10 protein-coding genes are annotated in these 11,813 nt (G+C 52.0%); 7 read left to right on the top strand and 3 right to left on the bottom strand.

What is annotated here, in order from left to right; translation table 11 throughout:
* The first annotated feature begins 3 nt into the window (after nucleotides 1-3).
* From OGV52_RS14130 to OGV52_RS14115, 4 genes are all read left to right on the top strand, one after another.
* Nucleotides 4-951 (top strand): carbohydrate kinase family protein, encoded by a 948-nt coding sequence (locus OGV52_RS14130; protein ID WP_047358601.1) that lies wholly within the window; start codon nucleotides 4-6, stop codon nucleotides 949-951.
* 9 nt (nucleotides 952-960) lie between these two features.
* The gene (gene ydjG / locus OGV52_RS14125) at nucleotides 961-1,944 is read left to right on the top strand and encodes an NADH-dependent methylglyoxal reductase (protein ID WP_016152824.1); all 984 of its coding nucleotides are present in this window, start codon (nucleotides 961-963) and stop codon (nucleotides 1,942-1,944) included.
* A gap of 136 nt (nucleotides 1,945-2,080) precedes the next feature.
* Complete coding sequence (locus tag OGV52_RS14120; protein ID WP_016152825.1) at nucleotides 2,081-2,839, top strand: DeoR/GlpR family DNA-binding transcription regulator; 759 nt, start codon at nucleotides 2,081-2,083, stop codon at nucleotides 2,837-2,839.
* 140 nt (nucleotides 2,840-2,979) lie between these two features.
* On the top strand, nucleotides 2,980-4,338 hold the full coding sequence (locus tag OGV52_RS14115) for an MFS transporter (RefSeq protein WP_047498903.1): 1,359 nt from the start codon (nucleotides 2,980-2,982) through the stop codon (nucleotides 4,336-4,338).
* A gap of 37 nt (nucleotides 4,339-4,375) precedes the next feature.
* On the opposite strand, the gene pncA is transcribed toward OGV52_RS14115, so the two are convergent.
* From pncA to sppA, 3 genes are read right to left on the bottom strand one after another with little or no spacing between them, the layout of a single operon-like run.
* Complete coding sequence (gene pncA / locus OGV52_RS14110) at nucleotides 4,376-5,014, bottom strand: bifunctional nicotinamidase/pyrazinamidase (RefSeq protein WP_047498901.1); 639 nt, start codon at nucleotides 5,012-5,014, stop codon at nucleotides 4,376-4,378.
* A 14-nt stretch (nucleotides 5,015-5,028) separates the two neighbouring features.
* Nucleotides 5,029-6,045, bottom strand: coding sequence for an asparaginase (ansA, locus tag OGV52_RS14105; protein ID WP_016156311.1), 1,017 nt, complete (start codon nucleotides 6,043-6,045; stop codon nucleotides 5,029-5,031).
* 55 nt (nucleotides 6,046-6,100) lie between these two features.
* Nucleotides 6,101-7,957 (bottom strand): signal peptide peptidase SppA, encoded by a 1,857-nt coding sequence (gene sppA / locus OGV52_RS14100; protein WP_287108670.1) that lies wholly within the window; start codon nucleotides 7,955-7,957, stop codon nucleotides 6,101-6,103.
* Nucleotides 7,958-8,132: 175 nt separating this feature from the next.
* On the opposite strand from sppA, the gene OGV52_RS14095 reads away from it, so the two are divergent.
* The 3 genes from OGV52_RS14095 (at nucleotide 8,133) to topB (ending at nucleotide 11,795) form a co-directional block, all read left to right on the top strand.
* A complete protein-coding gene (locus OGV52_RS14095) occupies nucleotides 8,133-8,684 on the top strand; it encodes an NAD(P)H nitroreductase (RefSeq protein ID WP_016152830.1) in 552 nt (183 codons plus the stop codon).
* A gap of 116 nt (nucleotides 8,685-8,800) precedes the next feature.
* Complete coding sequence (gene selD, locus OGV52_RS14090) at nucleotides 8,801-9,844, top strand: selenide, water dikinase SelD (protein ID WP_016152831.1); 1,044 nt, start codon at nucleotides 8,801-8,803, stop codon at nucleotides 9,842-9,844.
* A 4-nt stretch (nucleotides 9,845-9,848) separates the two neighbouring features.
* Nucleotides 9,849-11,795: a DNA topoisomerase III gene (gene topB, locus OGV52_RS14085; protein ID WP_049282049.1), complete on the top strand. Its 1,947-nt coding sequence runs from the start codon at nucleotides 9,849-9,851 to the stop codon at nucleotides 11,793-11,795.
* Nucleotides 11,796-11,813 lie beyond the last annotated feature (18 nt).

Raw genomic sequence — 11,813 nt, 5'->3', positions numbered from 1 at the left:
AACATGGATAATATCGAGGTTATTTGTATAGGGGCAGCTATTGTTGATATTCCCTTACAGCCGGTGAGTAAAAATATTTTTGATGTTGATTCTTATCCGTTAGAAAGAATAGCGATGACAACCGGCGGCGACGCAATTAATGAAGCGACTATTATTTCTCGTCTCGGTCATCGTACAGCGTTAATGAGCCGGGTAGGTGCTGATGCAGCAGGCCATTTTATTCTCGACCACTGCCGTCGGGAGAATATAGATATTCAGAGCCTGAAGCAGGATGCCGCAATTGATACATCTATTAACGTGGGATTAGTCACCGCCGATGGCGAGCGTACTTTCGTGACTAACCGTAACGGCAGCCTGTGGAAGCTGAATATCAGCGATGTTGATTTTGACCGCTTCTCTCAAGCAAAGCTGCTGTCGCTGGCGAGTATTTTTAATAGCCCGTTACTGGATAGCGATGCACTGACGGCAATTTTCGCTCAGGCGAAAGCGCATCGGTTAATTATCTGTGCGGATATGATCAAACCGCGGCTTAATGAAACACTGAAAGATATTCGACAGGCATTGAGCTACGTGGATTATCTGTTTCCTAATTTTGAGGAGGCCAAACTGCTCACCGGGAAAGAGACGCTGGATGACATTGCCGACAGTTTCCTGAACTGTGGCGTGAAAACAGTCGTGATTAAGACCGGCAAGAGAGGCTGCTTTATCAAACGTGTCGATATGAAAATCGAGGTTCCAGCCGTTTCGGGAATTACCGCCATCGACACTATCGGCGCGGGAGACAATTTTGCCTCGGGATTTATTTCCGCGCTGCTTGAAGGCAAAACACTTCGTGAGTGCGCGCTGTTTGCTAATGCAACGGCAGCCATATCGGTTTTGAGCGTAGGGGCCACGACGGGTGTGAAGAACAGAAAGCTGGTTGAACAACTTCTCGATGAATATGAAGGATAATAGCGGCAGATGAAAATGATTCCTTTAGGCAGTACGGATATTACGCTTTCCCGCATGGGATTAGGCACATGGGCGATTGGCGGCGGTCCGGCGTGGAACGGCGATCTCGATCTGCAGGTCTGTATTGATACCATTGTTGAGGCGCATCGCTGCGGTATTAATTTGATTGATACCGCGCCAGGTTACAACTTCGGCAATAGTGAAGTGATTGTCGGGCAGGCGCTGAAAAAACTGCCGCGTAACGATATCGTTGTTGAAACCAAATGCGGCATCGTCTGGGAGCGAACAGGAAGTTTGTTTAACAAAGTGGGCGACCGGCAGTTGTATAAAAATCTCACACCCGAGTCGATTCGCGAAGAGGTGGATGCCAGTCTGCAAAGACTGGGTATTGAGAGCATTGATATCTACATGACCCACTGGCAGTCGGTCGAACCCTGTTTTACGCCGATTGCGGAAACCGTCGATACACTAAACGCACTCAAGAAAGAGGGGAAAATTCGTTCTATCGGTGCGGCTAACGTCGATGCGGAACATATCAGGGAGTATCTCAAACACGGTGAGCTGGATATCATCCAGGCCAAGTACAGCATCCTTGACCGGGCACTGGAAGCTGAACTGCTGCCGTTATGTCAGCAGCATGGCATCGTGGTGCAGGTATATTCACCGCTTGAGCAGGGTCTACTGACCGGAACTATTGATCGCGATTATGTCCCTGGCGGGGCGCGGGCCAACAAAGTCTGGTTCCAACGAGACAATATGCTACGGGTGATTGACATGCTTGAGCAATGGCGGCCGTTGTGCGAAAAATACCGCTGCACAATCCCCGCGCTGGCACTGGCCTGGATTTTAAAGCAAAGCGATTTAATCACCTTGCTGAGCGGCGCAACCGCACCTGAACAGGTCCGTGATAATGTTCAGGCGTTAACGATTCCCCTGACCGATGATGATTCTTTATTGATGAGGCGAATGGCTGAGGCGTTGGATACAAAATAAGCCAAATGGGGTTCACCTCTGTTTCTGCGTAAAATAGCACTAAAATCTGTGATTCAGACATGTTATTTTGAAAATAAACATGGCCTGTGAGATACTTGGGTCTTATTATTACTTTGCAGCAAACAGAGGTGTCATCGTGGCGGCAAAAGACAGGATTCAGGCCATTAAGCAAATGGTGGTGAATGATAAGAAAGTAGCGGTATCTAATTTAAGTTCGATCTTTCAGGTGACTGAAGAAACGATTCGCCGCGATCTGGAAAAACTGGAAGATGAAGGGTTTTTGACCCGAACATATGGCGGTGCTGTACTCAATACAACCGCGTTGTCCGACAATATCCATTTTTATAAGCGTGCAAAATCTTTTTTTGAAGAAAAGCAGATCATTGCCCGTAATGCATTACCGTTCATTAAAAATAAGACCACCATGGCTGCCGACGCCAGCAGTACCGCGATGGAATTATTGAAACTGTTGAAGGAAAGAAACGATCTGACGCTACTGACCAACTCGGCTGAAGCTTTTCATGAACTTGCACAGTCAGAAATTAACGTTGTTTCTACTGGCGGTGAATTAAATAAGAATACGCTGTCGCTTCAGGGAAGGATCACCAAGGAGATTATCAGCCGCTATCATGTTGATATCCTGGTAATGAGCTGCAAAGGTCTGGATATGCAGAGCGGAGCGCTTGACTCTAACGAAGCGGAAGCGGAAATCAAAAAGACGATGATCCGCCAGGCGACCGAGGTGGCTCTGTTGGTTGATCATTCGAAGTTCGATCGTAAAGCGTTCGTCCAGCTCGTGGACTTTAGCCATATTAATTACCTAATAACCAATAAGGCACCGGGTGCAGAGTGGATTGCATTTTGCAAAGAAAATAATATTCAACTCGTATATTAATTTTAACGTGGGTCGTATCGATATTATTTTAGTTTGCACCTGGAAAATGCCAGAAGAATCTAATGATGATGGATGGCGCGGTGAGATTTTTTCTGCCGCGATCGCCATACTTTCTATTTAGCTTAATTTGAGGCATCCAGATGGAACAATGTGACCCTATCGGTGCAAGATTAGATCGCTTACCTTTATCTCGATTTCATTTTCGTATTTTCGGCATTATCAGTTTTAGTTTATTAGTCACCGGTTTTCTCAGCTATTCCGGGAATGTGGTGTTGGCAAAATTAGTCAGTACCGGTTGGTCAAATAATTACCTCAACGCCGCGTTTACCTCGGCTCTGATGTTTGGCTATTTTATTGGCTCACTAACCGGTGGCTTTATTGGTGATTATCTTGGTCGACGCAAAGCGTTCCGCTTCAATTTGCTGATCGTCGGGGTCTCTGCCTGTGCGGCAACGTTTGTGCCTAACATGTATTGGCTTATCTTTTTCCGCTTCCTAATGGGGAGCGGAATGGGAGCGCTGATTATGGTGGGCTATGCCTCATTTACTGAATTTATTCCGCCCGGGGTGCGTGGGAAGTGGTCTGCTCGCCTGTCGTTTGTCGGCAACTGGTCGCCGATGCTTTCAGCGGCGATTGGCGTTGTGATTATCGCCTTTCTAAGCTGGCGGATGATGTTTTTACTCGGTGGCATGGCGATGCTCTTAGCATGGTATCTGTCGGGAAAGTATTATATTGAATCTCCTCGTTGGCTGGCTGGCAAAGGAAAGAGAAACGAAGCTGAAAAACATCTTCTACAGGTGGAACTGCAAATTCAGAAAGAAAAAAACATCACTTTACCTCCCTGCCATAGCGATTGCCTGACTGCGGATATAAGCACGGAAAGTGATTCATTTTGGCTCTTGTTCAAAGGGCCGATGTTGCGTTGTACGCTGGTGGCAATCACCGTGCTTATCGCGATGAATATTTCGCTCTATACCATTACGGTATGGATCCCGACGATTTTTGTTAATTCGGGAATCGATGTGACGAAATCTATTTTTATGACCGCGATAATTATGATTGGCGCACCCGTTGGGATATTTATTGCCACACTGATTATTGATCGTTTTCCACGTCGATTGTTTGGTTCATTCTTGTTGGTTATTATCGCGCTGCTCGGATATTTCTATTCGATTCAAACCGAAGAGTGGGCTATTTTGAGCTACGGGCTGGTGATGATCTTTTTTTTGTATATGTACGTGTGCTTTGCCTCTGCGGTATATGTCCCCGAACTGTGGCCCACACACCTTAGATTGCGGGGATCGGGCTTTGTGAATGCCGTGGGAAGAATTGTCGCAGTATTTACGCCCTATGGCGTCGCTATCTTGTTGACCCGCTACGGCTCGATTACGGTCTTTATCGTGCTAGGCATAATGCTGGTGCTGTGCGCGCTGATTCTTTTTTGCTTTGGCATCGAAACACGCAAAGTTTCGCTGGAAGAGATTTCGACACTGGCTTGAGATAACGTGCCGACAGGGGGGATCCTGTCGACATCAATTAGCGATGGGTTTCCAGCCAGTCATCAAGCGTATACAGCGTTGCGCCCGCTGCGGCCATTTCCATAAACGCCTCTGCACTGTCCTGGGGTTGAATATTGACGCCACGGCAGCCGTCGGTAATAACGCTGACGGTATAACCAAGATCGAGCGCATCCAGAACGGTGAATTTAACGCAATAGTCGCTAGCCAGACCCATGATAATAAGCTCAGCAATACGGTGTTCGAGCAGCCAGGCGTTCAGCGCGGTTGCCTGACGACGACCGTTATCAAAAAACGCACTGTAACTGTCGACCAGCAGGTTCTCGCCCTTGGTGAAGGTTTTCGCTATTGCACGCTGGTTCAGCAGCGGATGCAGGGCCGCCCCTTCGCTGTTTTGCACGCAATGATCGGGCCAGAACGTTTGCGCCAGACCATCCAGTTGTCCCTGACTGTAGGGGGCGACCTGATGCTGGCTGGCAAAACTACCGTGATTAGCCGGATGCCAGTCCAGACTGGCAACAACCGTGTCGCCGCGTAGGGCGCACCAGTCAATCAGACGGTTGGCAATCTCGATTGTGCTGTCGCCTTGCGGAACAGCGAGAGCGCCGCCGGCACAAAAGTCATTTTGTAAATCGACCAACAGTAAGGCTCGGGCCATGGGCATAGACTCCTTTATTCGTCCGGGGTGAGCTCGCCGCGCAGATTTTGCGTCATAGCTTCACGAATGCTCTGCACATCCAGTCCCTGACTCAGTAAATAGTGCAATTTGGTGAGCGTGGCTTCGACGGTCATATCCGCGCCGCCAATCACGCCAGCGTGGGCGAGGGCATTACCCGTCGCGTAGCCACCCATGTTTACCTTGCCGGACATACACTGGGTCAGGTTCACCACCACAATGCCACGTGAGCTCGCATCTTCAAGTTCTTGCAGAAACTCTTTATTTTGCGGTGCATTGCCCACGCCGTAGGAGCGCAAAATTAACGCTTTCACCGGCTGGCGCAGGAAGTTACGCACCACATCAGCGGAGATACCTGGATAAATGGTGACCACGCCAATCGGTTGTGGAGTAATAGGATGAACAATCAGTTCTCCTGCGCCGTGCGGTGCTGGCGGTGTTCCCAGTCGACGGATGTGGATCCCGGCTTCCAGTAGCGGCGCAAGGTTGGGTGAGGCAAAGGCGTCAAAGCCATCGGCGTGCGCTTTAGTGGTACGGTTGCCGCGAAACAGTCGATTGTTGAAAAACAGGGTGACTTCATTGATCGGGTAATTTGCCGCAACGTACAGCGCATTGAGCAGATTGATTTGCCCGTCTGAACGTAGCTCTGCCAGCGGAATTTGTGACCCTGTCACAATTACCGGTTTACCCAGGTTCTCCAACATAAAAGAGAGCGCTGAAGCCGTAAACGCCATGGTGTCGGTGCCGTGCAGAATGACAAAACCATCGTAATCGTCGTAGTGTGCTTTAATGTCTTCCGCAATATGCTGCCAGTCTTCCGGCGTCATGTCGGAGGAATCCATCAACGGGACGTATTCGTGGATGGTGAAGTCTGGCATCTCCGGGCGGTGGAATTCAGGCATCAATGCCAGTTGACGCTGGAGATGACCAGAAACAGGAATATAACCCTGTTCTGAGCGCTGCATACCAATGGTACCGCCGGTATAGGCAACGTAAATCGATTTCTTTTGCATGACTTTTCTTCTGTCTCAATGAAAACCCCTCTTCATCCCGAAGAGGGGGCAATTGTTAGCGAACGTTGGCGCAGGTCAGGCAAAACGCATATCGGTTTTGCGGATCGTTAAACGCGGCCAGCTTATCGCTTTCCGCTTTAACTGCACTGGCCGCAGAAGCAAGCGGTGCCGGGAGCATGGCCTGAATAGCTTCGGGCAGCATGGCGCGAACGGAGCCTGACATGCTGTCCATTACCATATCGACGAATGTCGGTTCATCCTGATAATACGCAATGTGCCACTGTTTCAGCTTGGCAAGCTCAGCCGCTTTCGCGATGGCGTCGTCAAAATCACCGAGGCTGTCTACCAGTCCGTTGGCTTTCGCATCCTGACCGGTCCAGACGTGACCCTGCGCGATTTTGTCAATCTGCTCAGGGGTTGTCTTACGTGCATCCGCGACCAGCGTGATAAAGCGCTTATAGCCATTTTCAATGCTCAATTGCATCATTTGCTGCACTTCAGGCGGTAACGCTTTGGTGATGGAGATATCCGCTAGCGGGGAAGTGGCCACGCCATCGGTATGTACACCAATGGAATCCAGGCTGTTTTCTACGGTGTTGATCACACCAAAGATCCCGATTGAACCGGTCAAAGTGCTGGGGTTCGCCACAATGTAACTGGCTGGGGTAGAGATCCAGTAGCCACCGGAGGCCGCCATGCCGCCCATGGACACGACAACAGGTTTACCCGCCGCTTTTGCCGCAGCCAGCTCAGCACGAATGACTTCCGAGGCGCTGACGCTGCCGCCAGGACTGTTCACGCGCAGAACAATAGCTTTCACTTTCGGATCGAGACGCGCTTCGCGGATTTGTGCGGCAGTGGTGTCGCCCCCCACATTTCCTGGGGTTTCTTCACCGTCCATAATCGCGCCGTTTGCGAAGATAACGCCAATGCTGTCTCCGGTATCCGCCGGCGTTTTCAGCGAATAATCGTAATAGCTGACGGCGCGATAGTTTTTATCCGCTTTGCTCCAGCCAAACTGTTTGGTCAGCATTTTTTCGACTTCGGCGCTGGAGGCGAGTGCATCCACCAGTTTGTTGTCGAGCGCATATTTCGCCGTATCTCCATCGACCTTCGTCAAACCGTCCAGCATCGCCTGTGCGCCAGGGAACACCTGCTGAGCTGGGATCTGGCGGTTGGCGGCGACCGTGTCGAGATAGTTCTGCCACAGTTCGCCGATCCAGCGACTGTCGGCTTCACGCGCGGCAGGAGACATATCATCGCGGATAAACGGTTCTACGGCAGACTTATAGGTCCCGACGCGGAACACGTGCGTGGAAACTTTCAGCTTATCGAGCAGGGACTTGTAGTACAGACCGTTGGTGGCAAAGCCGTGCAGATCAACGGAACCCTGCGGAGAGAGGTAAATTTTGTTAGCAAAACTGGCGAGGTAATACTGCCCCTGGCTGAAGTTAGCGCCCACGGCAAAGACCGGTTTACCGCTGTCGCGGAATTCCCGCAGTGCTTTGCCGATATACTGCATGGAAGGCTGGTCTGCCCCGGCAAAATTTTTCAGATCCATCACGATGCCGGTGATGTTGCGATCATCTTTTGCCTGGCGAATCGTATTCACGATATCAAACAGAGAGTTTTCCTGCAGACGATCGGAACTGGCACCAAACAACTGACGGCCAATAACGCTTAAACGACTGGTGCTCGAAGGCTTATCGACAATCACCCCGGAGATATCCAGCAGCAGCGCGCCTCGCTCAGCGTGTTCGCTGGTGTTGCTGCTGCTGACCTGCATCCAGATGCCCACGCCAACCAGCACCAAAAAGATGAAGAACAGGTTAAGCACAAATTCACGGACGAAATTGAGTAATCGCCATGTCCATTTAAAAAATCCGGCAATAAATCGCCACAGGGTTCGCATGTATTCTCCCTACCAATTAACAACACGCCACCCCGAAATCCCGGAGAAAGGCGATAAGATGAGGCTATCGTAATGACCCGACAGGCACTTGTCAGCAGGAATCACCGCCTGTGCTGTAACAAAATCCGCTCACGTGTTAATTTTGTGAACAAATTTCATTGTTGGAGTTAAGCAAATGGATGCACTTGAATTACTTATGACCCGTCGTAGCGCCTCTCGTCTCGTCGAACCGGCCCCGGCAGGAGAACAACTGCAAAATATTCTGCGTGCGGGAATGCGCGCGCCGGACCACAAAACGCTGCAACCGTGGCAATTCTTTGTCATTGAGGGCGAAGGGCGTGAACGCTTTGCCGCCGTGCTTGAAAAAGGCGCTATTGCATCTGGCAGCGATGAGAAGGCCCAGGAAAAAGCGCGCAGCGCGCCGTTTCGCGCACCGCTGATTATTACCGTGGTGGCGAAATGTGAAGCAAACGACAAGGTTCCGCTATGGGAACAGGAAATGTCTGCCGGTTGTGCGGTGATGGCCATGCAGATGGCTGCCATTGCCCAGGGCTTTGGCGGTATCTGGCGCAGTGGCGCATTAACCGAAAGTGAGGTCGTCCGCGAAGCGTTTGACTGTCGCCCACAGGATAAAATCGTCGGTTTTCTCTATCTGGGCACACCACAGTTGAAAGCATCCACGACGATTACCCTTGCCGATCCGAGCGCATTCGTCCGTTATTTCTGATATCAACGGCAAAACTGTCTGGATTATGAGCAAAGGCACCCGAATTCAGACAGTCACTCTTACCACATCATGGAATGAGCGCTACCATATCCGGATTGCAATGACAGGAGATGTCCATGAGCGAGCAAGCTATTCGTTTAACGCAATACAGCCACGGAGCCGGTTGCGGTTGTAAAATTTCCCCGAAAGTGCTGGAAACCATCCTGCACAGCGAGCAGGCGAAGTTTGTTGATCCAAACTTACTGGTGGGTAATGAAACCCGCGACGACGCGGCTGTATACGATCTGGGGAACGGCACTAGCGTAATCAGCACCACCGATTTCTTTATGCCGATTGTCGATAATCCGTTTGATTTTGGCCGCATCGCCGCCACCAACGCCATCAGCGATATTTTCGCCATGGGCGGCAAACCGATTATGGCAATTGCTATCCTGGGCTGGCCGCTTGATAAGCTGGCGCCGGAAATCGCCCGCGAAGTAACCGAAGGCGGACGCTTTGCCTGCCGTCAGGCGGGTATCGCGCTGGCGGGGGGGCACTCTATCGATGCCCCTGAGCCTATCTTTGGTCTTGCGGTAACCGGCGTTGTTCCAACTGAACGCGTGAAGAAAAACAGCACCGCCGAGGCGGGATGCAAGCTGTTTTTGACCAAGCCTCTGGGTATTGGTGTCCTGACCACCGCAGAGAAAAAATCGCTGCTGAAGGACGAGCACAAAGGGCTGGCGACGGAAGTGATGTGCCGGATGAACATTGCCGGGGCGGCATTTGCCGATATCGACGGCGTGAAAGCCATGACCGACGTTACCGGTTTTGGGCTGCTGGGGCATCTGAGCGAGATGTGTCAGGGGGCCGGCGTTCAGGCGCAGATCGTCTACCAGGCTATTCCTAAGCTGCCAGGTGTTGAAGAATACATCGCGCAGGGCGCGGTGCCGGGAGGTACCCAGCGTAACTTTGCCAGCTACGGACATCTGATGGGTGAAATGCCGCAGTCGGTTCGCGATCTGCTCTGCGATCCGCAAACTTCCGGTGGTCTGCTGTTAGCGGTAACGCCGGAAGCTGAAGCCGAAGTTAAAGCGGCAGCGGCGCAGTTTGGCATCGACCTCACCGCGATTGGTGAGTTAGTGGAAGCTCGTGGCGGTCGCGCCATGGTTGAGATCCGTTAACTCGATGCGGTTGTTTATTGCCGAAAAACCGAGTCTGGCGCGCGCTATCGCCGATGTGCTGCCGAAGCCGCATCGCAAAGGTGACGGTTTTATCGAGTGCGGAAACGGGCAAGTGGTGACCTGGTGTATTGGTCACCTGCTTGAGCAGGCGCAGCCAGATGCCTACGACAGTCGTTATGCTCGCTGGAGTCTGGTTGATCTGCCGATTGTCCCGGAAAAGTGGCAACTGCAGCCGCGTCCCTCGGTGACCAAACAGCTCAACGTTATTAAGCGATTTTTGCATGAGGCCAGTGAAGTCATTCACGCAGGTGACCCCGATCGTGAAGGACAGCTGCTGGTGGATGAAGTGCTTGATTACCTGCAACTGGCCCCTGAAAAGCGCCAGCAGGTGCAACGCTGCCTGATTAACGACCTCAACCCGCAGGCCGTCGAGCGGGCGATTGAGCGTCTGCGCGCCAACAGTGAGTTCATCCCCCTGTGCGTGTCGGCACTGGCGCGAGCGCGGGCGGACTGGCTGTACGGTATCAACATGACGCGCGCTTATACCATTCTGGGGCGTAACGCGGGCTATCAGGGCGTACTTTCGGTCGGGCGCGTGCAAACGCCGGTGCTCGGACTGGTTGTGCGTCGCGATGAAGAGATTGAAAACTTCGTTGCCAAAGACTTCTTCGAGGTGAAAGCGCATATCGTGACGCCCGCCGATGAGCGGTTTACCGCTATCTGGCAGCCGAGCGAAGCGTGTGAGCCGCATCAGGATGAAGAAGGGCGATTGCTGAATCGCTCGCTGGCTGAACACGTGGTAAACCGCATTAACGGTCAGCCGGCGATTGTCACCAGCTATAACGATAAACGGGAATCAGAATCCGCGCCGCTGCCGTTTTCGCTGTCGGCGTTGCAGATTGAAGCGGCGAAACGCTTTGGCTTAAGTGCGCAAAACGTTCTGGATATCTGCCAGAAGCTGTATGAAACCCATAAACTGATCACCTATCCGCGTTCGGATAGCCGTTATCTGCCGGAAGAACACTTTGCCGGGCGTCACGCGGTGCTGAACGCGATTAGCGTCCATGCGCCGGATCTGCTTCCGCAACCGGCGGTCAATCCCGATACGCGAAACCGCTGTTGGGATGATAAAAAAGTGGATGCGCACCACGCCATCATTCCAACCGCGCGCAGTTCGTCCATCAACCTGAACGATAATGAAGCGAAGATATACAATCTGATTGCCCGTCAATATCTGATGCAGTTTTGCGCGGATGCGGTATTCAGGAAGTGCGTTATTGAGCTGGACATCGCGAAAGGTAAGTTTGTCGCCAAAGCCCGTTTTCTGGCAGAGGCCGGATGGCGTACGCTGCTTGGCAACAAAGAGCGCGACGAAGATAACGACGGGACGCCGCTGCCGGTGGTGGCAAAAGACGACGAACTGCTGTGCGAAAAAGGCGAAGTGGTTGAACGACAGACCCAGCCTCCGCGGCACTTTACCGATGCCACGCTACTGTCAGCGATGACCGGAATCGCGCGTTTTGTGCAGGATAAAGATCTGAAAAAGATCCTGCGCGCAACGGACGGACTGGGAACGGAAGCGACGCGCGCCGGGATTATCGAGCTGCTGTTTAAGCGTGGTTTCCTGGTGAAGAAGGGGCGCTATATCCATTCTACCGATGCCGGAAAAGCGCTGTTTCATTCGCTGCCTGAAATGGCGACGCGCCCGGATATGACCGCGCACTGGGAATCTATCCTGACCCAAATCAGCGAAAAGCAGTGTCGATATCAGGATTTCATGCAGCCGCTGGTGGGGACGCTGTATCAGCTAATCGATCAGGCGCGCAGCACGCCGGTACGACGCTTCCGTGGTATTGCCGCACCGGGTAGTAGTGGTGGTGACAAGAAAAAGAGTGCGCCGCGTAAACGCACGGCGAAAAAAAGCCCGCCATCTGAAGAGGCGGGCCTGTAATGCGCTCTTAGGCTGGAT

Origin of the sequence: Citrobacter sp. Cb041, from assembly GCF_030336655.1 — a bacterium.
In the GTDB taxonomy this organism is placed as follows: Bacteria; Pseudomonadota; Gammaproteobacteria; order Enterobacterales; family Enterobacteriaceae; genus Citrobacter; species Citrobacter braakii.
The sequence above is the reverse complement of the archived record's forward strand: the minus strand, read 5'-3'. Positions and strand labels throughout refer to the sequence as shown.